This is a genomic window from Rhodoglobus sp. G.S.23 (genome assembly GCF_056675935.1).
The window spans coordinates 1,984,135-2,005,269 of sequence record NZ_CM155237.1 but is presented as its reverse complement, the minus strand read 5'-3'; the positions used below and the strand labels follow the sequence as shown (position 1 = coordinate 2,005,269).

Sequence of the window (21,135 nt, the reverse complement as noted above, 5' to 3'; positions counted from 1 at the left end):
CTTTCAGCGCCAGCGAACTTCGGGGCCGGCAGTTCTTCTGCGGCTAATTGCGCGCCGTAAGGACCAATGGTCCCTCTGGGGTGATGGCGACGGTGTGCTCGAAGTGAGCGGCTCGGGAGCCATCAATGCTGCGCAGCGTCCAGCCGTCATCATCGGTGTAGATCTCGTCTGTGCCGATCATGAGCCAGGGCTCGATCGCGAAAACGAGGCCCGGCTTCAACGGCATTCCGCGACGCGCTTTGCCATCGTTAGGGATGTGGGGGTCGCCGTGCATTTCGCGACCAACCCCGTGTCCACCAAAATCGAGGTTCACTTCGTAGCCAGCGCCGTAGGCGACGTCACCGATCGCGGCCGAGATGCCGCCGATGCGGTTGCCAACAACGGCAGCGGCAATGCCGGCGTCGAGGGCGCGAGAGGTGGCATCCATCAGTTTGAGATCTTCGTCGCGGGGCGTTCCCACGGCAAAGGTGATTGCAGAGTCAGCGACCCAACCGTCGACGGCGACGGCAAAGTCGAGACTCAGTAGGTCACCATCTTTGAGGGTGTAGTCGTGGGGGAGTCCATGCAGCGCAGCATCGTTTACCGAGGTGCAAATTACTTTGCCGAACGGCGATGCTCCAAACGACGGGTGGTAGTCGATGTAGCAACTTTCGGCGCCGCGCTCACGGATCATGCTGTGTGCGAGGGCATCGATCTGCAGCAAATTCACACCAACCTTTGATGCCGCTTGGGTCGCTGTGAGCACGCTGGCGACGAATTCTCCCGCAGCTTTCATCTCATTGATTTCGGCTGGCGTTCTCAACTCGATCATTCGGTGGTTGCCTCTTTCATGTGCGGTGCCAAGAGTTGCGCAATGAACTCTCGAAGTTTGTCGATAAACGGCTCTTCACCGCGCGGGTCATACAAGAATGCACGCTCGAGCAGTGAATCCGCTATTTGTACGGTGACTTCGATGTCGAAAGTGAGTTCGTCAGACCTCGGAACCCCATAGGTGGTGACAAGAAGTTCGGTCAAGATCTCGGCAAGAGCAGTGTTGTTGCTCTTGCGATCGACGTTGAATCTGCGGTCAATGATGTTCCCGAAGGAGAGAATGCGAAACCCAGGTTCGGTGCGACTGAGTTCGATATACACGTCGATCGCAACATTGAGCGCGTCGAGCGCATTGGTTGCTCTCTTATTGAGCGTGGCCGAGAGTCCGGCGCGGTATTTGTCGAAGTTGCGGGTCGCTAGACCGCGCAGAAGCGATTGGATGTTGGGAAAGTAGCGATAGATAACGCCAACTGAGGAGTGTGCCCGTTTGGCAACATCGCTCGTGGTGATCGCATCGATCCCCACTTCATCTAGCAACACTGCTGCAGCATCGAGTAGCACGGTCAGTCGTTCGGCGCTTCGTTGCTGCACTGGTTCGGTGCGTACGATGGCGGGTTTTGGCACGGGGGGCCACCACGGTCTTTCGGATCGAGATTTTCAGCATTCCTAATCAGTTCGAAGATACCCTGAGAAGCATGATGATCAGGCGTGCGTTCTATTACTGGCAATTCATCGCTGTGATCGTATTGCCGCTGTGGGTGTTGATCGGCCGCGGAGTCTTCGGGTCGAGCGTTGGTTGGGACTTTGTCCTCTTCCTTCTGCTGTGCCCGATATTGGCTTTCGCGCAGCTTGCTGTCGCCGGTCTAACCACCGCACGCAAGAGCGTTCGATCTCAGCGGACCGTCTCGTGGATTGATGCTGGAGTACTCGCCGCCTGGCATGCCGTGATCATCGCCTACGGATTTGTGGATGCTCCACTGCTGGCAGCGCTCATCGTTATTGTTGCCGTTGCTGGCTTCTGGATCGCTCTCTGGCAGCTGGTCACGGAGACTCGCAATCGCTTTACAACACTTGTTGAGGGCTTTGAGCGCGATGCGCAGCGCCCCGCGAATTCGGGGGAGCGCCTCGATAACGGCAACGTGATCATCCTCGACGCCGATGAGAATCGCACTTCTGACTAAATCTGTGGCAGAATTGCTGATTGTGCTTGCGCACGACTCTGCCATGAGGGCGTCGTAACCGCTTGAAGCACAATCTTTCTTTTCTAACTATGTGTGTTCGACTCATGGCGGGCGCAGAGAGCGATTAATAATGCATATCCTCGACGACGTCGACAAGGCGTCCCTCAAAGACAACATTCCTGATTTCCGTGCCGGCGATAACGTCAAGGTTCACGTAAACATCATCGAAGGTACGCGCTCGCGTATCCAGGTGTTCCAAGGTGTTGTAATCGGTCGTTCAGGCCACGGCGTTCGCGAGACCTTCACGGTTCGCAAGGTCAGCTTCCAGGTCGGCGTAGAGCGTACCTTCCCGGTTCACTCCCCAGTCATCGACCACATTGAAGTTGTTTCGCGTGGACTCGTTCGTCGCGCCAAGCTGTACTACTTGCGCGAGCTTCGCGGCAAGAAGGCAAAGATCAAAGAGAAGCGCGACAACTAACACTCTCGCAATTCACAAACCAATGGCTCCCAGCGGCATATGCTTGCTGGGAGCTTTGGGGTTAAATGACAAACGAAACTGCTGAAAACACGATGCCGAGTGGCCGTGGTGACCGTCGCGATGCTGCCAAAAAGGGCGGCGGGTGGAAACTTTTCCTGCGCGATCTGCTGATCATCTTCGTTGCAGCAATTCTGATCTCTTTCCTCATCAAGACGTATTTGGTGCGTTCCTTCTACATTCCGTCATCGTCGATGGAGAACACGCTCCAGATCGATGACCGAATTTTGGTCAATCAGCTCGAGCCGAGATTTTTCCCCATCTCTCACGGAGATGTCGTGGTGTTCACCGATCCGGGTGGCTGGCTTCCCGCGATCTCGAGCCAACCCGAGAACTGGTTTGTCGGTGCCGTCGATGGCGTTCTCGCGTTTGTCGGACTCAGCGCGCCGGACAGCAGCAATCACCTCATCAAGCGGGTAATCGGTTTGCCCGGCGACACCATCGAATGCTGCAACGAATTCGGGCAACTCATCGTCAACGGCATCCCTCTGGAAGAGCCATACATTGTGCTTCCCGATGCCGTCACCAAGGCAACACCGGATGATTTCTCCGTGACGGTTCCCGAAGACTCCATCTGGGTCATGGGAGACAACCGCTACAACTCTGCAGACTCTGCCGCCCACCGCGACGACCCCACCGGCGGTTTCGTCAAAGTTGGCTCAGTCGTCGGGCGCGCATTTCTCATCAGCTGGCCAACCGAGCGCTGGAGTGTTCTCGACAACTACCCCACCACTTTTCAGCGGGTAACCCCGAGCTCAGAGTAGACAGTGGCTGTAGCAGACCCGCATAGCGAGATTGAGCTCGAACTCTTTGCGACCGGTGCGCGTGCCGTAATCGGCTGCGATGAAGTCGGCAGGGGAGCGATCGCTGGCCCAGTCGGCGTCGGGATGGCCGCAATCATGCCCACGCAGGGCGCATGGCCAGTAGGCCTCCGTGATTCCAAAATGTTGAGCCAAAAACGCCGCGAACTTCTCGAACCACTCACGCTCGAATGGGCACCGCTCTCCGCTGTCGGCTATGCGGAGGCCACCGAAGTTGACTCCATCGGAATCACTGCCGCCCTCGGGCTGGCAGGCAAACGTGCCCTCATCCAACTTCATGAAGCGGGGCTCGACATCATGTCCAGTGTGGTGCTACTCGACGGCAGCACCGACTGGCTCAGTGGCGCCCTGAGCGTTGCGCCGCGAGTGCACACCAGGGTAAAAGCTGACCGGGATTGTGTTTCAGTAGCTGCGGCATCCGTTGTGGCAAAAGTACAACGTGACCGGATCATGATTGCGGCAGACGAGGAGTACCCCGGCTATCACTGGCCCAGCAACAAAGGTTACGGTTCAGCAGCCCACTTTGAGGGGATTCGCAGCCTCGGCGCCACCGAACTTCATCGACACACATGGTTGCGCTAGCGCGGCCTACAATGAAGACAGCATGGATGAAGACGAGTTTGAAGACTACGACCGCGAGGTCGAGCTAGCGCTGTACCGCGAATACCGCGATGTAGTGAGCCAGTTCCGTTTTGTGATCGAAACGGAGCGACGCTTCTACCTCGCCAACGAGGTCGATTTGGTGCGCCGCGACACGGAACACGACTTCTATTTCGAGTTGTCGATGACGGATGTCTGGGTGTGGGATGTTTACCGTTCCGACCGCTTCGTGAAGAGTGTGCGCGTCCTTACCTTCAAAGACGTGAACATTGAGGAACTCAGCGCTAAAGATCTCGAACTTCCCAAGGAACTCGCGCTCGACGAATAGCGGACTGTTTCCTAGAGCTCGGGCAAGGCTGCGGCGAGAACCTCGGCGAGGTGCTTGCCCTCGGTGTTCGCGAGCTGTGATGCCTGAGTGCGGCACGAGAAGCCGTCCGCGATCAGAGTGCTGCCGGTTTCCGCGTTTCTGAGGGCGGGCAGGATGCCATTCTCGGCCACCGCGACAGAAACGTCATAGTGACCTTTCTCCATGCCGAAGTTTCCGGCGAGACCACAGCACCCGCTGATCTCCGTAATTGTTGCCCCGGCGTTCCTGAGAAACGTGCGATCGGCATCGAAGCCCATCACAGCGTGCTGGTGGCAGTGCGGCTGGACGACAAAAGTTTCGCCGCTGAGGCTCGGCATTTGCCAGTTGGCCGGACCGATCGGCGCCGGTGCTATCAGCAGCTCGGCTAGAGTGAAAGTCGAGCGAGCGACCGCTGCTGCTGGTGCGCTGTCGGGCAGCAACTCTGTGAGGTCTGACCGCAGGACCGCCGTGCACGACGGTTCGATACCAATGATCGGGATGCCGCGGTCGACATAGCGCGAAAACTCGTCTACCAGCGCGGTCAGTCGCTTTCGCGCACCATCCAACTGCCCGGTAGTGATCCACGTGAGGCCACAACAGACATCGCGCTGGGGGAGCAGCACTTCGTACCCGGCAGCATCGAGCACGCGGATAGTGGCTCGCGCGATGTCTGGCGAAAAGTTGTCGGTGAAAGAGTCGGCCCAGAGGAGTACTTGAGGGCGCTGGGGCGAGGGAGCGGAGTTGCGTATCGGGTCCTGGCCGGGTGAGTGGCGGCTGGTGGAACGACGGCTGTTGGGGGCTCGTAGGGCGCGAGCCTCGGAGCTTGAGCGGAACGCGCGGGGAGCGAATGCGGGCAGCGGGCGCCGAGCGTCCACTCCGCCAACCCAGCGAGTGAGGTGCGCAACGGCGGGCACCCTGAGCATGGCGTTAACGAGGGGCGCTATCGGAGCCAGGAGCCGTGCCCAGCGAGGTAGTTGCCCGAGGAAGTAGTGGCTGCGGGGGCGCAGCTTTCCGTCGAAACGGCGGTGCAGCACTTCGGCTTTGAGAGTAGCCATGTCGACGCCAGCAGGGCAGTCGCTTGCGCAAGCCTTGCACGAGAGGCACAGGTCGAGGGCATCGTGCACCTCTGGCGAATTGACACCTCCCGCGACGAGTGTGCCGTTGGCCATTTCTTGCAGAACTCGGGCGCGACCACGAGTGGAATCTTTCTCGTCACCGGTCGCCAAATACGACGGGCACATCACACCGTTACTCGCTGAATTGTCGGCGCGACACTTGCCGACCCCAACGCAACGGTGGGCTGCCATCGTGAAGTCGCCGTCATCGTCGCTGAAAGCGAAACCATTCACCGCCACAATCGGCAACGCTGCCGGGCGGCGCAGATCGGCATCGACCGGCACTGGATCAACAACGATGCCCGGATTCATCACATTGTTCGGGTCGAAGAGTCGCTTGAACTGCCCGAACAGATCAATAGCTGCCGACGAATACATGTGGGGTAACAGTTCGCTGCGTGCCCGACCGTCGCCATGCTCGCCAGACAGCGAGCCGCCATGGGATGCCACGAGTTGAGCGGCGTTATCCACGAAGGCTCGCAAAACTGCGCCATCCGTCGCGAGAGGAATGTCAAGCCGAACATGAACGCAACCTTCCCCGAAATGGCCGTACGGCATCCCCTCTATTGCGTACTCGGCAAGAAGTGTGTCGAAGTCGCGCAGGTAAGCACCGAGACGCTCTGGTGGCACTGCTGCGTCTTCGAAGCCCGGCCAGGCTTGCTTGCCGGATGACGTGCGCCCTGCCAGGCCGGCACCGTCTTCTCGAATGCGCCACAGCTCTTTCGCGGCTACTGCATCGGTGATGACTCGTGCCTCGATGGCGGCAGAGTCGGCGGCGAGTAGTCGAGCGCGCTGGAGAGTTTCGGCGGGGTCGACTCCGGTTACCTCTACGAGGAGCCATCCCGCGCCCTCGGGGAGGGCGGCGACAGCGCGTGCGCCTCGCTGGCGGCTGACCGCATCCACAATGCGGGCGTCGAGGCCCTCGATCGCGCTCGGGTGGTGGGGGAGCAGGGCAGGCACAGCGTCGGCTGCGGTCGCCATGTCGGGGTAGCCAAGCGCGACGAGAAGCGGATGTTGCGGTGCGGTGACCAGATCGACGGTCGCCTCGAGGACCGTCACGAGGCTGCCTTCGGTGCCAACGAGACTGCGGGCCAGATTATGGCCATTCTCGGGCAGGAGGTGCTCGAGGCTGTAGCCCGAAACCTGACGGCCGAAGCGCCCGAGTTCGGTGCGCAGCGTCGCGAGGTTGCCGCTGACGAGAGGTGCGAGACCGGCAATCGTCGCGAGGTCGTTGGTGGCAGTGAATCGTCGTCCCAAACCGTCGACGACATCGAGACTCTGCACGTTGTCAGCCGTTTTGCCGAACTGCAGGGAGTGGGCGCCGCAGGCGTTGTTGCCGATCATGCCTCCGACGGTGCAGCGGGACCAGGTAGAAGGATCGGGACCGAAGCGCAGTCCGTGCGGCTGCGCGGCGGTTTGGAGAGTTGCCAAGACGGTGCCAGGCTGCACGCGTGCGGTTCGAGCATCCGGATCAATCTCGATCACGCGGTGAAGATGGCGCGAGAAATCGAGAACGATTCCTGTGCCGATGGCGTTGCCAGCGATGGAGGTGCCGCCGCCACGGGACGTGATGGGCGTGCTGCTTTCACGGCTCACTGCCAACGCTGCCAGCACATCGTCGGTGTCGCGCGGGAACACGACCACTTGCGGCACGACCCGATAGTTGGAGGCATCGCTCGAGTACTCAGCGCGGCGACGCGTGCTGTCGTCGACCTCGCCGCCAATAACGGAACGCAGGGCGTGAACGACTTCGCTGCGATCGTGCAGAGAAGTGTCTGGCATCTTCCTATTGTGCCTCTAGAGTCAATTCATGCCCCTGATTGCCACCATCGTGCTTGCAGGCTTCGGGTTTGGACTTTCGCTGATCATCGCGATCGGTGCGCAGAATGCCTTCGTTCTGCGGCAAGGTCTACGCCGCGAACACGTCACCGCTGTGGTGTTGGTGTGCACGCTCTCTGACATCGTCCTGATCGTGGCTGGCGTTGCCGGGCTTGGTGCGCTGATCCAGCAGGCGGGTTGGCTCTTGGTTGTCGCCCGCGTCGGCGGTGCACTCTTCTTGCTGGTCTACGCGTTCTTATCGGTGCGACGGGCGACGCGACCTCAAGCCCTCACGGCAACGGCAGCAGGAACGGGGATGACGCTCGCCGCCGCCCTCTCGACAGCGCTCGCGCTTACCTGGCTCAACCCGCACGTGTACATCGACACCGTTTTGCTCCTGGGTTCCATCGGCGGAACGTATGGTGACGACCGCTGGTGGTTTGCACTCGGAGCGTGCCTAGGCAGTGTCGTCTGGTTTGCGGCGATCGGCTACGGCAGCCGGTATCTGCGCCCACTATTCGCTAAGCCGATGGCGTGGCGGGTGCTCGACATTGTGATCGCCGTGATCATGGTCGTACTGGCGGCGAGTCTTGTGGCAGGGCTCTTCGAATAGTTGAGAGCGTTCGACCTTGGCTCAGCGCAGTGTCGATAGCTCAAACATCCATTCATTGACTCGGATCGGGTGGCCCTTCGGATATTCGAAATCGGCTTCCCCCACGAGGTTGAAGCCCGTGCGTTGGCAGAGGGCGTTGGATGCCGTGTTGTCGGTGCGAGGGAACGCGAATACCTGATCTCGGTCGCCATTGTCTGCCGCGTACCGGAGGCATTCGGAGAGCGCACGAGCGGCAATTCCGCGGCCCTGATGGGCGGTGTGCACGCTCCACCCGGTTTCGTAGACGTCGTTGCCTCGCCAGCTCTTCTTCCAGTAACCCACCGAGCCCACGGGGCTGTTTGCGGAGGCCGATCGGATGCGAAACATGCGCGCTTCGCCCGTCTCCCACAGGTGCAAAAACTTGGCGTGCCTAGTGACAATCTGTTTATCGCTTTCAGGCCCGCCAAGAAACAGTGTCATTTCGGGGGTGTTGCTGCGTTCAAGCACGGGAAGATCGTCAACCTGCCACTGCTCAAGCCATACTCGCCCGTCGTCACTGCGCGTCATACGGGCACGATACCGCGAGTAGTCGGTTCTCAAAAGAGCGGGTTGAGATGGTGTTTCGGTCTACTCCTCACCACCGCCGCGTTGGATCCTTGTCTGCGCCAACATGCGGGCGGTAATGAAGGGTGGTGCTCGCAAACCGCACTCTTGAGGCATGGCAGCAAAAGACATATTGGGTGCGCGGGGCGAAGACCTCGCGGTCGACCATCTGATCAGCGCAGGGCTCGAAATTCTCGACCGCAATTGGCGGTGTTCGCAGGGCGAGCTAGACATTGTGGCGCGCGACCGCGATGAGATTGTCTTTGTCGAGGTGAAGACGCGCTCAAGCGTGCTGTTTGGGCATCCCTTCGAATCGATCACGGCAACGAAGGTTGCTCGATTGCGCCGACTGGCGGCCGCCTGGTGTGAGGCTCACGATGGTTCAATTTCGGCAATCCGTATTGACGCAGTCGCTGTGATCGCGCCGACTCAGGGTTCCGTAGAGATCGAACACTTGAAGCGTGTTTCGTGAGTGCTCTCTGATGGCGATCGGCAGAACCTACGCTGTTTCACTTCTCGGCCTCGAGGGCGCAATCGTCGAGATTGAGGCCGACCTCTCCAACAATCTTCCCGGTTTCGTACTGATTGGCCTGCCCGATACCGCTCTGGGCGAAGCGAAAGACCGCGTGCGGGCCGCAGCGACCAACTCCGGGTGTGGGTTGCCAAACCGCAAAATCACCGTAAACCTGTCGCCTGCCGCTCTCCCCAAACACGGCTCGGGCTTCGATCTCGGAATAGCGCTCGCGGCGCTCGCAGCCTCCGGCACAATCTCGGCTGAATCTATTGATCGAGTGTTGCACATTGGTGAGCTCGGGCTCGACGGCCGCCTTCGCCCCGTCAACGGTGTGCTGCCCGCCGTGCTCGCAGCATCCCGTGCGGGGTTCAGTACCGTGATGGTGCCAAGCGGCAACGCTGATGAAGCGTCGCTCGTTCCCGACATACGGGTCGTTGCGGTTCCCTCATTGCGGGATGCCGCGATTTGGCACGGAGGAGAGTTTGAACCCGAGCCAGTCGAGGTCATTACGCGGCCGGTTGCCACGACGGCGCCAACAGACAGTGGCGACCTCAGCGACATGATCGGCGGCAGTGATGCGATTGATGCAATGCTCGTCGCTGCAGCAGGTGGCCACCACGTGTTCCTGCTCGGACCTCCCGGCGCAGGCAAAACCATGCTCGCCGCTCGACTTCCCGGGCTCCTTCCCGACCTTGATCCTCAGGCTGCGCTCGAAGTTTCATCGATCCGCTCACTCGCCGGACTCCCCGTCGGCAGCAGCCTCACGACCCGACCACCGCTCGAAGCGCCACACCACACGGCGACGGCCGCGGCGCTCGTAGGAGGCGGCAGCTCGCAGATTCGTCCGGGTGCTGCCGCCCGTGCCTCCGACGGAGTGCTCTTTCTTGACGAAGCACCGGAGTTCGCGCCAGCAGCCTTGGACGCGCTTCGGCAACCGCTCGAATCGGGCGTCATTAGCATCCATCGGGCAAATGCTGTCGCTCACTTCCCGGGACGATTTCAACTCGTAATGGCCGCCAACCCCTGCCCCTGTGGTCAATGGGGCGCCCGAGACAGCGAATGCACGTGTCCGCCCAATAGCCGTCGTCGCTACCTGGCGAGACTCTCAGGCCCACTACTCGACCGCATCGACATTCAGTTTCGAGTCGAAAGAATCACGAGCGCCCAATTGCGACTTGCAGGGGAGCGACCAACGCTCTCCACGACGGATGCTCGAGCGAGAGTCACCGCGGCCCGCAAGCGCACCCGTGCTCGCCTCGCGGCAACGCCCTGGCGGCTCAACTCCCACGTGCCGGGATCGTATCTTCGCGGTCGCGAATTGCGGCTCGCCCCCAAGGTCACGGCAGGCCTTGATCGCGCCCTCGAACGCGGCGGAATCACCATGCGCGGGTACGACCGCGTACTTCGCGTTGCCTGGTCACTCGCTGATCTCGCCGACGACGCACGACCCGACGAAACCCACGTCGGTCAAGCACTGTATTTACGAAAGGCAATGTCACAGTGAGCATGTTTGGACTCAAAGAATCAGAAATCGCCACCCTCGTCAGAGCGGTCAGCGTTGACAGCGGTGAGGGCCTCGATCGGGCCGCGATCGAAAACCGATTCGCGCGAGCGACCTGGAGCGGTCTCGCCGAGCCCGGTGACCGCCTCGCGGGCCGTGCTCTGCAACAACTCGGCCCGGCACGCGCGCTCTCTGCCGTTGTTGAGCACTGGGACGCTGAACGGTTCGCCATCGAGCTGGAGGCAGACGGCGACCCTGTATCTGGAGATGACATGCGTCAGGCGATCGACCGCTGGATGCCGCGGCTCAAGTCAGACACAGCACTCATCGCACTGCGTCAAGCCGCCCGATTTGGCGCTCGACTGCTCACGCCAGACGACACACTGTGGCCCGGCCGCCTCAATGACCTCGACTGGCATGCGCCATCCGCGTTGTGGGTGCGCGGCACCGACACGGCGCTCGCCGGAATTGTCGACGGCATCGCCCTCGTCGGAGCCAGAGCCGCTACCGGTTATGGCGAGCACATCACGATGGAAGCATCCGCCGGGCTCGTCGATCGTGGCTACACGATTGTTTCGGGCGCCGCCTACGGAATTGATGGAATGGCGCACCGTGCAGCGCTTGCCAGCCAAGGCCTCACCGTCGCATTTCTCGCCGGGGGAGTAGACCGCTTCTACCCGAGCGGCCACGACAGCCTCCTTACCCGCATTGTCGAAAACGGTGCCGTGATCTCCGAACTCCCGTGCGGGTCTCCACCAACCAAATGGAGATTCTTGCAGCGCAACAGACTAATCGCTGCGGCGAGTCTTGCGACCATAGTGCTCGAAGCGGGCTGGCGTTCTGGCTCCCTCAACACCGCCGGGCACGCTGCGGCCCTTGGCCGACCGCTCGGTGCGGTACCCGGCCCGGTCACAAGCGCGGCCTCCGCCGGGTGTCACCGCCTCATCCGCGACTACGACGCCGTGTGCGTCACCAACCCCGACCAAATGGCCGAACTCGCCCCGCTCGCTGAGAAAGCGACTAAGACTCCCGGCGCAAACGCAGGCGCAGATTCGAGAGCCCTTTCTTCGAACTCTGACCCTGTGGCGTCGCCGGAAAACTCGGATTCCGAGAGCCAACAGAGCAGCGAAGCGACCCGCCTGTTCGACGCCCTCAGCGCTCGCAGCGCGCGCACCACCGATGACATTGCCGCGCGCAGTGGACTCGCCCTCACGACAGTGCGTGCACAACTCGGACTCCTCGAACTAGACGGACGCGTTACAGAAACGGAGCGCGGCTGGAAGAGCGTGCCGAAAGGTGCAGCTCAGCACGGCTGAAGCTCCGTTTCGCAAATCGCGCAAGGCCTGAACGCGACGATTATGCGCTAAAGCCCGAAGCGCGAGAGGTCGCGTGCAAATGAAGTCGACGACGAAATGCGGTGCGATAGACGCATCGCCAGCAAAAACATCGACACATTTTACCCACCGGCAACACCCTGAAATGCTGACAATGTGCTGCGCGCCTCGCAATAAAGCTGCGGCACTAGAAGAAATATGCGGCATTCCTGCCCAAACGGGCGTACTGTTTAGTAAAACTAATGCTTCGAGCGGGTCCATCGAGATTGTTACTAATTCTTATGTCTGTCAAAGTAGACAGGCTTAGCCCACGGACGTGCAGAAGAAAGGCGACAAAGTGAACGATCAGTTCTTCCAAATTATCGCAATGGTCATTTATCTGGCCGCAATGCTCGGCATCGGTTGGTGGGCCTACAAGCGCACAACCAACCTAGATGACTACATGCTCGCAGGCCGCAAGCTCAGCCCCGGAGTAGCAGCGCTCAGTGCAGGAGCATCCGACATGTCGGGTTGGCTCCTCCTCGGCCTCCCCGGAGCCTTCTACCTTGGCGGCCTCTTCCAAGGCTGGATCGCCATTGGCCTCACCATTGGTGCATGGCTCAACTGGAAGTTTGTCGCACCGCGACTGCGTGCATACACCGAGGTCTCCAAGAACTCGATCACACTGCCGAGCTTCTTCGAGAACCGTCTCCGCGACAAGTCGCGCGTACTGCGCATTACTGCCGGAATCATCATCCTCGTCTTCTTCACCTTCTACGTATCCTCCGGAATGGTCGCCGGTGGCGTTTTCTTCCAGAGTGCATTCGGCTCCGAATACTGGATCGGAATGCTCGTTGTCGGTGGAGTAACCGTTCTCTACACCCTCTTCGGTGGATTCATCGGCGCAACCTACACCGACGTCGTGCAGGGCATCATGATCTTCCTCGCCCTCATCGCAGTGCCCATCGTCGGCATCTCGCAGACCGGTGGCGTTGCGAACACGATCGAATCGATCCGCGCAGCGAACACCGAAATCGACATGTTCAGCCTCTTCACCGGCGGAACAGTGCTCGCCGCAATCTCCGCAGCAGCGTGGGGCCTTGGCTACTTCGGCCAGCCTCACATCCTCGTGCGCTTCATGGCCCTTCGCTCACCAGGGGATGCCGTAGCCGGTCGCCGCATCGGAATCAGCTGGATGATCATCTCCGTACTCGGAGCCATGGCATCCGCCCTCATCGGTGTTGCGTACTTCCAGCAGCACCCCGAGCTTTCGCTCGAGAACCCTGAGCGCGTGTTCCTCGAACTCGCACAGATCTTCTTCCACCCGCTGATCGCTGGCCTCGTTCTCGCAGCAGTACTCGCCGCCGTCATGAGCACGATTTCCTCGCAGCTCATCGTTTCGTCGTCGGCACTCGTCGAAGACCTCTTCAAGATCGTTGCGAAGAAGGAAGCAACTCCTAAGGCTCAGGTAATCCTCGGTCGTATGGGTGTTCTTATCGTTTCCGTCATCGCGATCATCCTCGCGTGGGACCCCAACTCGTCGATCCTCAGCCTCGTCGCATACGCCTGGGCCGGCTTCGGTGCCGCATTCGGACCGATCGTGATCCTGTCGCTGTTCTGGCGCAAGCTGACCAGCATGGGTGCGATCGCCGGAATGATCGCCGGTGCTGTCACCGTCGTTATCTGGGGCAACGTGCCCGCACTCACCGGTGCGATGTACGAAATCGTTCCCGGATTCGCGATCAACGTTGTCGTTGCCATTGTGGTGAGCCTGCTCACCTTCAAGAACAGCGACGGAATCACCGAAGAGTTCGATACCGCAGTCGAAAGCGTGCGCACCGGAACAGTTCAGCTTCCGGTAGTCACCAAGAACGACTAACTTCGCCGAATTCGTTCCTGTCGATTTAGACAGGGAAGGTAAGGATGCCCACCCCACACCTCTGGGGTGGGCATCCTTCGTTAACGACACTGCGCAACCGTCAACGACACTGTGCAACGAGGTAGCCTTCGGGGCAAGTTCCGCGCCATCCTGTCGAATGACACTCGACACACCTAGGCTGTTTATGTGATCCAACTCGGCCAGTACCCCGCCCCCAGCCATGTCATCGCCCACGTCAGCGATACTCACCTTCTTGCGGGCGGCAGGCCGCTCTACGGCGCCGTCAATACGATCGATCACCTTGAGCAAGCCCTCGCCCAGCTCGAACGATCAACCGCCAACCCGCAAGCGATCGTCTTCACCGGTGACCTCGCCGATCTCGGAGAACCCGACGCGTATGTTCGCTTGCGTGCAATCGTTGAGCCGGCAGCCACACGCATGAACGCCGAAATCATTTGGGTGATGGGCAACCACGACGAACGAGACCAGTACTCCAAACTGCTTTTTGATGACGAATCGGATGCCCCACAAGACCGTGTCTACATGGTCGACGGGCTGCGAATCATTTCCTTCGATACCACCGTGCCCGGATATCACCACGGTGATATCAGTGATGAACAGTTGGAATGGCTGCGCAACGAACTAGCGACCCCGGCACCGCACGGCACACTTCTCGCGGTGCACCATCCACCCATCCCGACCCCCATGCTTGAAGCGATGGGAATGCTCGAACTCCAGCGCCAAGAACGCCTCGCTGAAGTGCTTCAGGGCAGTGATGTGCGGGCGATCCTTGCCGGGCACTTGCACTACTCAACTCACTCAACGTTCGCTGGAATTCCCGTTTCTGTTGCGTCAGCAACCTGTTACACCCTCGACCTCAGTGCCGAGGATCGTCTGTTGTCTGGCGTTGACTATGGTCAAGCCGTCAATGTGGTTCACGTGTATGAGAAGCAGACCGTGCACTCGATCATCCCGGTCGGGGATACCGCAGAAATCACCGGTCATTCGGCCGAGGCTTGGGCCCAGATCGAGGCGATGACACCAGAGCAGCGGAGGGAAACCTTCTCGGCCAAGAACTCAACATTCAATTCGGCTGAAGTAGCCGCGTCAGATTAGCGCTCGACAGGGGGTTGCATTAGGCATGCAGCCGAGCGTGAAAGCATTGAGGTATGGCTCAGGGCGAAAACATCACACCACCACACACCCGAATTGAACTCGAAGAGAAGCTGATTTCAGCCGAATTCATCACCGACACCATTCGGGTGCTCACCGGGCACGAGTCGATTCGCAGCTTCGATCCCAGTCCCATCGCAACTGAAGTGTTGGATGCGATACTGCTCTCCGCGCGCAGCGCCCCCACATCCTCTAACCTGCAGGCCTACAGCGTCGTCGTGGTCGAAGATGAGCAACGTCGAGCTCGCTTGGCTCATTTGGTGGGGGACCAAAGTTACGTGGCAACAGCACCGGTGATGCTCATTTTTTGTGCTGACGTTTCTCGGCTGCACTACCTTGCCGAACGACAGGGCCACACTTTCGCCGCCAACAACCTGGAGATGTTCCTCACGGCATCGATCGATGCCAGCCTTGCCTTGCAAAACGCTCTCGTTGCAGCAGAATCACTCGGGCTTGGGGCTGTGCCCATCGGCTCCGTGCGCAACGAACCCAGCTTGATCGCCGCCGAGCTCGCGCTACCGAGAGGCGTCTTCGCCGTTGCGGGACTCACGATCGGCTACCCGAATCCCGGAGTGCGCCGAGGTGCCAAACCGCGGCTTCCCAGCGAAACCGTTGTGCACCGCGAACAGTACTCGACTGAAGACCTCGAGCAGCAGGTCAGTGACTACGACGCTGTCATGATCGCGAACGGACTCTATGCCGGTCGCCAGGTGGCCAGCGATCCCCAGATTCCGGATGCCGAATACGGTTGGGCCGAACATACGGCACGCCGCACGAGCAAACCAGAAACTCTCGCTGGACCATCAGCGGCACTTCGAGACCACCTCAAAGACGAAGTTGAGGCGCGCGGGTTCTCAATTCGTTAGCTGGTCGCCTTGTGTGATGCGCGGCTCGCTCGAGCTACAAATACCAAGATGAGCGGCTGGGCGACCTTCATCGCAGCCCAAGTCAGCTTGTAACGCACGCTCGGGATGGAGACGGCGCGACCGCGGGCGGCACTGCGAAGGGCAGAGCGAGCCACGAATTCAGCGTCGAGCCACATCCATTTCGGCGCCATGGATGAGCGTTCAATGCCGAGCCGTGAGTGGAACTCCGTGCGCACGAATCCTGGTGCAAGTGCCGTGAAGGTGACCCCACGACCGCGGTAGTGCGCGTTCGCCCAGCGACTGAAACTCAGTGGCCACGCTTTCGCAGCGGCATAAAGCCCCAGTGGCGCTTCACCGGCAAGGCTCGCCACGGTCAGAATGGTGCCAGAACGACGGGCGAGCATCCCGCCAAGAACCGCATGGCTGAGGCGCAGCGGGACCGTTGCCAGCAATTCAAGCATCCGCTCTTCGTCATCGATGGAATTCTGATCAAATTCTTGGGGAAGCCCGTACCCGGCATTGTTCACGAGGTACATAATGGGATTCTTGGCCGATTTCAGTCGGCTTTCGACTGTGTCGCGCTCGGCCGCGATCGTGAGATCTGCAGAGATCACTTCGACGGCAATGTTGGCTTTCTCGCGAAGTTCGATCGCCATGCGGTCGAGGCGGGCAGTGTCGCGGGCAACGAGCACAAGGTCATAACCGGAACGAGCTAGCTGGTGCGAGAGCTCGGCTCCAATGCCTGAAGTCGCTCCGGTGACGAGTGCCGTGCCCAGTGTGGAGTGTGAAGATCGTGTGGCCATCCCGAAACGCTATCGCGGCGAACCCGAATGCCGCGTGCATGTTGCACGATAGAGGCGTGAACCTTCACCGCCTCGTGGATACGTTTGCCGCCTATCTTGCGGCCGATCGGGGATTCAGTGTGCACACGGTGAGGTCATACCGCTCTGATCTCACCAATCTGGTCGAATTCGCTACTGAGCGCGCGGCCAACGAACCAGATGATCTTGACCTTGAACTGTTACGCGACTGGTTGTGGCATGCATCTCAGGCGGGGCTCGCTAAGTCGACTCTTGCTCGTCGGGCTGCTGCCGCGCGAGGGTTCAGCGCTTGGTTAAAAAGAACTCATCAGGCGTCGACGGATGCCGCGGCACGGCTCAAAGCGCCGAAAGCTGAGCGCCACCTTCCTCGGGTGCTTAATCGCGACCAAATGTCTGACATGCTGCAGAGCGTTTCGGAGCGCGCATCTTCGGCAGATCCGGTCGCGTTGCGGGATCAGGCGATTGTCGAGCTTTTGTACGCCTCGGCTTTGCGGGTGAGCGAACTTACAGGCCTCTGTCTGAACGATGTCGATGATTCGCGGTTGACGGTGCGGGTCCTCGGCAAGGGGTCGAAAGAGCGCGTTGTTCCCTTTGGAATTCCGGCGCAGCGCGCTATTTCTGCGTACTTAAAGATTGGGCGTCCGCAACTTACTGAGGAGGCCGGGGGAGCGGCCGCGCTCTTTGTCGGTGCGCGAGGAAAGCGACTGACAACTCGAACCGTGTACGACGTGATTGCGCACTTGCTGGCTGACGTTCCGGGTTCTGGTGGTTCTGGTCCCCACACCCTGCGCCACACTGCGGCAACTCATCTGCTGGATGGTGGTGCCGATTTGCGTGCTGTGCAGGAGATGCTTGGCCATGCGAGTCTCGGCACCACACAGTTATATACGCATGTGTCTACGGAACGATTGCGCGAGAGCTATCGCACCGCGCATCCTCGGGCGTAGCGCAGCCGATCCTGCGTTCTTCGTCTTTCACTCGTGAGGCTGTTGCTCGTTGCCGTTGTTATTGAGTGAGGGCGGCAAGACCGAAATGCCGTCGGCGTGAGTTTCTGGTTTCCACGAACTTTGTCGCGGGCCGGGGACCTCAGCCAGTGGTCGCGGAACGGCGGGTTTCGGGGCCGGGACGTCGCCGGGCTCTGGCAGTCGCGCGCGATAGATCGTGACCACACTGTCGAGGTAGCGCTCGATGACCTGCTTTTCGGCGTCATCAAAATCGTCGAGTACGCGATCGATGCCCATGATCATTGGCATCAGGGTCGCCATTGCTGTTTCAACTGAGCGAGGGTTCGGCACAACGACAACGCTGCGGCGGTCAGTCGGATGTTGCTGTCTGGTGACATGCCCGACGCCGATGAGGCGGTCAATCACTCCGGTGACTGCTGCGGTTGAAATGTTGAGTCGACGCGACAGTTCGGTTGGGGGAAGCGGGCCGTGCATGATCAGGTGTTCCATCGCTTCGAGATCGGTGGAGTTGACGGAAAGCGTGCGCCCGACATGCTGCTCGAACTCATCGCTGGAATCGAGAATGTCGCGCAGCAGCTGAGTGGGCCGCCGCGCTGCTGGGCGCTCCATTGCTGCTTGAGGAGGTTGCATGTCCACTACTTTACCGGTAGGTTCCTAAGTTGTCTAATAACTAAGCAACCGAAACATATTTTCAGGAGGAGCGCGATGTATCGCCTCAGGACCTTCATCACCTCACGACGCACCTCCTGGATCGTTTTGGTCGGAGCACTCGTCGCCGCCGGCGCCATTTTCGCCGCCGGAACCGGCAACGAAGAAGGCACACTTCCGGGAGTTGGGCTTCCAGAATCGGCCGAATCCGCACAGGCCGCCGCGGCCGCTGAAGCGCTGCCAGGCGCAGACTCTACCGTCGCGCTGTTGGTCTTCAGCCGCGACGGAGAGACTCTCACCGACGCTGACACGCAGGCCGTCGCATCCGCCGCCGGATCGCTCAGCGACTACTCGGCTGAGGGCTTCGTTCCGCCGCCCACATTTTCTGATGATGGAACCACCGCGCTGGTAACAGTCCCCTTGGACAAGCTCTCTGAAGCGGGGGAGCAGGCTGAACGCGCTGACGAGATTCGCGCAACAGCGAACGCTGATCTGCCCAGCGGCCTCACTGCGCTCCTCAGCGGCCCAGAAGGTTTCGCGGTTGACATCGCGGCCGTCTTTGAAGGCGCCGACTTTACGCTGCTGCTCACAACAGTGATCGTGGTTGCTGTTCTTCTCTTGATCACGTACCGAAGCCCGTGGTTGTGGCTTGTTCCACTCGTCGTCGTCGGAACCGCTGACGGCCTCGCCGGAATAGTAGCCGCCAGAGTCGCGGCACTCGCGGGCATCCAACTGGACGCGTCAGTCACCGGCATTCTCTCGGTACTCGTCTTCGGTGCCGGCACCAACTATGCACTGCTGCTAATCGCTCGTTACCGCGACGAATTGCGGCTCGTTGAGGATCGCCGTGAAGCAATGTCCCGTGCGCTGCGCGGCGCTGGCCCCGCCATCATCGCCAGCGGAAGCACGGTCGTTCTCGCCCTCCTCACGCTTGTCTTCGCGGAGCTACAGGGCAACCGTGCGCTCGGAATCGCGTGTGCGACGGGCGTTGTGATCGCGATGATCTTCGCTCTCGTAGTGCTTCCGGCCGCACTGGTCCTCTTCGGTCGTGGCTTGTTCTGGCCGTACATCCCCAGATTCGGATCCGAGGGCAGCGCTGAGCGCGGTGTCTGGCACAAGCTCGGCGTTCTGGTCTCCAAGAAGCCCGTTGCCGTCGCGATTCTTGGTGCGGTTGTTCTTGGTGCACTCTCGCTTGGTGTTCCCCAGATCAAGATTGGGCTCTCGCAGACCGAGAGTTTCACCCAGGTTCCTGAAGCAGTTCAGGGGCAAAATATCATCGCGGATGCTTTCCCGGCAGGAAGCGGTTCGCCAGCATCCGTCATTGTGAACTCTGATTATGCTGAGGAAGTTGCTCAGGCAGCCGAGGGCGTCAACGGCGTCGATTCGGTGCGCATCGGCGAAAGCACCGACACCATTACCCAGCTCACTGTGGTGTTGGATGACGCCGCCGAGACCGAAGAATCCTTCGCCGCTATTGAGGCCCTTCGCTCGGAGCTGTCGACTATCGAGGGCGCCAACGCGCTCGTTGGCGGTCTGGATGCTCAAGCTCTTGATGTCGAACGCGCTCAACAGTCAGATCAGGATCTAGTAATCCCGCTCATCTTGGGCCTCGTGTTCATTGTGCTTGTGCTCCTGCTGCGGTCGCTGCTCGCGCCTATCCTGTTGTTGCTGACGGTTGTGGCGTCGTTCTTTGCCAGCTTGGGAGCCAGTTGGTTGCTTTTTGAGTCGGTATTCGGCTTCCCTGCGATCGACACGAACGTGGTCTTGTTCGCGTTCCTCTTCCTCGTGGCACTCGGTGTTGACTACAACATCTTCCTGGTGACTCGAGCTCGGGAAGAAGCGGTCGAGCACGGTACGCGAGCGGGAATGATCCGCGCACTGTCGTCTACCGGCGGCGTCATCACAAGCGCCGGTATTTTGCTTGCCGCCGTGTTTGCGGTACTGGGCGTTCTGCCACTCATCACCCTCACCCAAATCGGAATTATTGTCTGCATCGGTGTGCTGCTTGACACGCTTCTCGTTCGCACGGTTATTGTGCCGTCGCTCGCGTTTATTGCTGGTGAGAAGTTCTGGTGGCCGGGTCGCGTGATCTCGATCGGCGCCGAGGTTCGCACGCCGCAGCATGCCGCATCTCCACGTGCTGCTGCACAGCGCGCAGCTTCGAGCGGCGCAGAGGCGCCCCGCGCGGAGACCCTGCCGGAGGGCGAACTGCCATCGGACGAACCACACACTGCCAAGCACAGCGTTAGCCGTTAGCCGTTAGCCGTTAGCGCGGTGCTGGGTGATCAGGGACCGCGCGTCGGCAACAAGATGGCTCGAGGTGTGCCGCTCAGATAGTTGAGCGGCGAGACATATTCGCCATCCAGTCGGACTCCGAAGTGCAGGCAGGGCCTAAGGCAGTGGCCCTCCTGCACTTCGCCAATTATTTCACCTTGAGAAACAAGATCTCCGCGGGTCAGAGCTGTGGTTACCGGTTCATAGCTGGTGATCAGCCCTCCCGGATGCCGAATCGACAGCACGGGACGATCGACCACGATGCCAGCGAAGTGCACGATCCCCGCTGTGGGCGCTCGAAGTTCGACGTCAAAGCTCGCACCAACATCGATGCCACGGTGGCCGGCAGAGTAGGGAGTTTCGGGCGAAATGTATGGCCGAACGATGGGATGAGGTTCGGAAATCGGCCAACTCCACGGTGTCGAGGCTGATCCATTCGCAATGTCATCTAGTGGGACGGCGTCAGGCTCACCTCCCCAGGCGACCCCTGCAGAAGTGGTGCTCCCCGAAAGCACGAGTGTCGCAAGAAGGAGAACGGTGGAGGCTCGAAGCATCCCCTCACTCTCGAAGAAAACCCGGTCGTGTGGCCCCAAAAACGCAGAGCCGGGGAAAGTCGCTACCGGTGATGAAGTTGTGGGGGAGCGATGGTATGATTTTTGCAGCACCGCGTGTATTCGCGGTGACTACGCGTGCCCCGCTGCGGTAAAACTACTGCAGCACACGGCCGCTATCTCCACTCAGTCCCCACTCGCACACCGTT

Annotated in this window: 21 protein-coding genes; 14 read left to right on the top strand and 7 right to left on the bottom strand. The window is 60.2% G+C overall.

Going from position 1 to position 21,135, the window contains the following annotated elements:
- Positions 1-43 precede the first annotated feature (43 nt).
- Positions 44-811 carry a type I methionyl aminopeptidase gene (map, locus tag AC1ENN_RS09770; RefSeq protein WP_480391065.1) on the bottom strand — a complete coding sequence of 256 codons (768 nt, stop codon included), beginning with the start codon at positions 809-811 and terminating at the stop codon, positions 44-46.
- Entirely contained in the window at positions 808-1,434 is a 627-nt protein-coding gene (locus AC1ENN_RS09765; protein ID WP_449647080.1) for a TetR/AcrR family transcriptional regulator, read from the bottom strand. Before AC1ENN_RS09765 ends, map begins: the two co-directional genes overlap by 4 nt.
- Positions 1,435-1,505: 71 nt before the next feature.
- On the opposite strand from AC1ENN_RS09765, the gene AC1ENN_RS09760 reads away from it, so the two are divergent.
- The 5 genes from AC1ENN_RS09760 to AC1ENN_RS09740 all read left to right on the top strand — a co-directional run bounded on the left by AC1ENN_RS09760 (position 1,506) and on the right by AC1ENN_RS09740 (position 4,275).
- The gene (locus AC1ENN_RS09760) at positions 1,506-1,991 is read left to right on the top strand and encodes an MFS transporter (protein WP_449647079.1); all 486 of its coding nucleotides are present in this window, start codon (positions 1,506-1,508) and stop codon (positions 1,989-1,991) included.
- Positions 1,992-2,121: 130 nt separating this feature from the next.
- On the top strand, positions 2,122-2,469 hold the full coding sequence (gene rplS, locus AC1ENN_RS09755) for a 50S ribosomal protein L19 (protein WP_449625862.1): 348 nt from the start codon (positions 2,122-2,124) through the stop codon (positions 2,467-2,469).
- A 65-nt stretch (positions 2,470-2,534) separates the two neighbouring features.
- Positions 2,535-3,290 carry a signal peptidase I gene (gene lepB, locus AC1ENN_RS09750; RefSeq protein ID WP_449647078.1) on the top strand — a complete coding sequence of 252 codons (756 nt, stop codon included), beginning with the start codon at positions 2,535-2,537 and terminating at the stop codon, positions 3,288-3,290.
- Positions 3,291-3,293: 3 nt separating this feature from the next.
- The gene (locus tag AC1ENN_RS09745) at positions 3,294-3,929 is read left to right on the top strand and encodes a ribonuclease HII (RefSeq protein ID WP_449647077.1); all 636 of its coding nucleotides are present in this window, start codon (positions 3,294-3,296) and stop codon (positions 3,927-3,929) included.
- 22 nt (positions 3,930-3,951) lie between these two features.
- Positions 3,952-4,275 (top strand): DUF2469 domain-containing protein, encoded by a 324-nt coding sequence (locus AC1ENN_RS09740; protein WP_009772690.1) that lies wholly within the window; start codon positions 3,952-3,954, stop codon positions 4,273-4,275.
- A gap of 11 nt (positions 4,276-4,286) precedes the next feature.
- Here the strand turns inward: AC1ENN_RS09740 and AC1ENN_RS09735 are convergent, their stop codons facing one another.
- Positions 4,287-7,190 (bottom strand): FAD-binding and (Fe-S)-binding domain-containing protein, encoded by a 2,904-nt coding sequence (locus AC1ENN_RS09735; RefSeq protein ID WP_480405962.1) that lies wholly within the window; start codon positions 7,188-7,190, stop codon positions 4,287-4,289.
- 28 nt (positions 7,191-7,218) lie between these two features.
- Between AC1ENN_RS09735 and AC1ENN_RS09730 the strand changes: the two genes are divergently transcribed.
- Positions 7,219-7,839, top strand: coding sequence for a LysE/ArgO family amino acid transporter (locus AC1ENN_RS09730; protein WP_480405961.1), 621 nt, complete (start codon positions 7,219-7,221; stop codon positions 7,837-7,839).
- A gap of 21 nt (positions 7,840-7,860) precedes the next feature.
- Here the strand turns inward: AC1ENN_RS09730 and AC1ENN_RS09725 are convergent, their stop codons facing one another.
- Complete coding sequence (locus AC1ENN_RS09725) at positions 7,861-8,385, bottom strand: GNAT family N-acetyltransferase (protein WP_449647074.1); 525 nt, start codon at positions 8,383-8,385, stop codon at positions 7,861-7,863.
- 151 nt (positions 8,386-8,536) lie between these two features.
- Between AC1ENN_RS09725 and AC1ENN_RS09720 the strand changes: the two genes are divergently transcribed.
- From AC1ENN_RS09720 to AC1ENN_RS09695, 6 genes are all read left to right on the top strand, one after another.
- Entirely contained in the window at positions 8,537-8,893 is a 357-nt protein-coding gene (locus tag AC1ENN_RS09720) for a YraN family protein (RefSeq protein WP_480391061.1), read from the top strand.
- A gap of 10 nt (positions 8,894-8,903) precedes the next feature.
- Positions 8,904-10,439: a YifB family Mg chelatase-like AAA ATPase gene (locus AC1ENN_RS09715; protein ID WP_480391060.1), complete on the top strand. Its 1,536-nt coding sequence runs from the start codon at positions 8,904-8,906 to the stop codon at positions 10,437-10,439.
- Positions 10,436-11,752 (top strand): DNA-processing protein DprA, encoded by a 1,317-nt coding sequence (gene dprA / locus AC1ENN_RS09710; RefSeq protein ID WP_480405960.1) that lies wholly within the window; start codon positions 10,436-10,438, stop codon positions 11,750-11,752. Before AC1ENN_RS09715 ends, dprA begins: the two co-directional genes overlap by 4 nt.
- 355 nt (positions 11,753-12,107) lie before the next feature.
- Positions 12,108-13,628 (top strand): sodium/proline symporter PutP, encoded by a 1,521-nt coding sequence (gene putP / locus AC1ENN_RS09705; protein WP_449647070.1) that lies wholly within the window; start codon positions 12,108-12,110, stop codon positions 13,626-13,628.
- 186 nt (positions 13,629-13,814) lie between these two features.
- Complete coding sequence (locus tag AC1ENN_RS09700) at positions 13,815-14,744, top strand: phosphodiesterase (RefSeq protein WP_449647069.1); 930 nt, start codon at positions 13,815-13,817, stop codon at positions 14,742-14,744.
- Positions 14,745-14,797: 53 nt separating this feature from the next.
- Entirely contained in the window at positions 14,798-15,667 is an 870-nt protein-coding gene (locus tag AC1ENN_RS09695) for an NADPH-dependent oxidoreductase (RefSeq protein ID WP_449647068.1), read from the top strand.
- Here AC1ENN_RS09695 and AC1ENN_RS09690 read toward each other — a convergent pair.
- The gene (locus tag AC1ENN_RS09690; RefSeq protein WP_449647067.1) at positions 15,664-16,470 is read right to left on the bottom strand and encodes an SDR family NAD(P)-dependent oxidoreductase; all 807 of its coding nucleotides are present in this window, start codon (positions 16,468-16,470) and stop codon (positions 15,664-15,666) included. The two genes, AC1ENN_RS09695 and AC1ENN_RS09690, sit on opposite strands and share 4 nt — an antisense overlap.
- A 56-nt stretch (positions 16,471-16,526) precedes the next feature.
- On the opposite strand from AC1ENN_RS09690, the gene AC1ENN_RS09685 reads away from it, so the two are divergent.
- Complete coding sequence (locus tag AC1ENN_RS09685) at positions 16,527-17,435, top strand: tyrosine recombinase XerC (RefSeq protein WP_449647066.1); 909 nt, start codon at positions 16,527-16,529, stop codon at positions 17,433-17,435.
- Positions 17,436-17,462: 27 nt separating this feature from the next.
- Here AC1ENN_RS09685 and AC1ENN_RS09680 read toward each other — a convergent pair whose 3' ends face one another.
- Positions 17,463-18,083 carry a MarR family winged helix-turn-helix transcriptional regulator gene (locus AC1ENN_RS09680; RefSeq protein WP_480391058.1) on the bottom strand — a complete coding sequence of 207 codons (621 nt, stop codon included), beginning with the start codon at positions 18,081-18,083 and terminating at the stop codon, positions 17,463-17,465.
- Positions 18,084-18,158: 75 nt separating this feature from the next.
- On the opposite strand from AC1ENN_RS09680, the gene AC1ENN_RS09675 reads away from it, so the two are divergent.
- Positions 18,159-20,357: an MMPL family transporter gene (locus AC1ENN_RS09675; RefSeq protein WP_480405959.1), complete on the top strand. Its 2,199-nt coding sequence runs from the start codon at positions 18,159-18,161 to the stop codon at positions 20,355-20,357.
- 29 nt (positions 20,358-20,386) lie between these two features.
- On the opposite strand, the gene AC1ENN_RS09670 is transcribed toward AC1ENN_RS09675, so the two are convergent.
- On the bottom strand, positions 20,387-20,929 hold the full coding sequence (locus AC1ENN_RS09670; protein WP_480391056.1) for a M23 family metallopeptidase: 543 nt from the start codon (positions 20,927-20,929) through the stop codon (positions 20,387-20,389).
- Positions 20,930-21,135 lie beyond the last annotated feature (206 nt).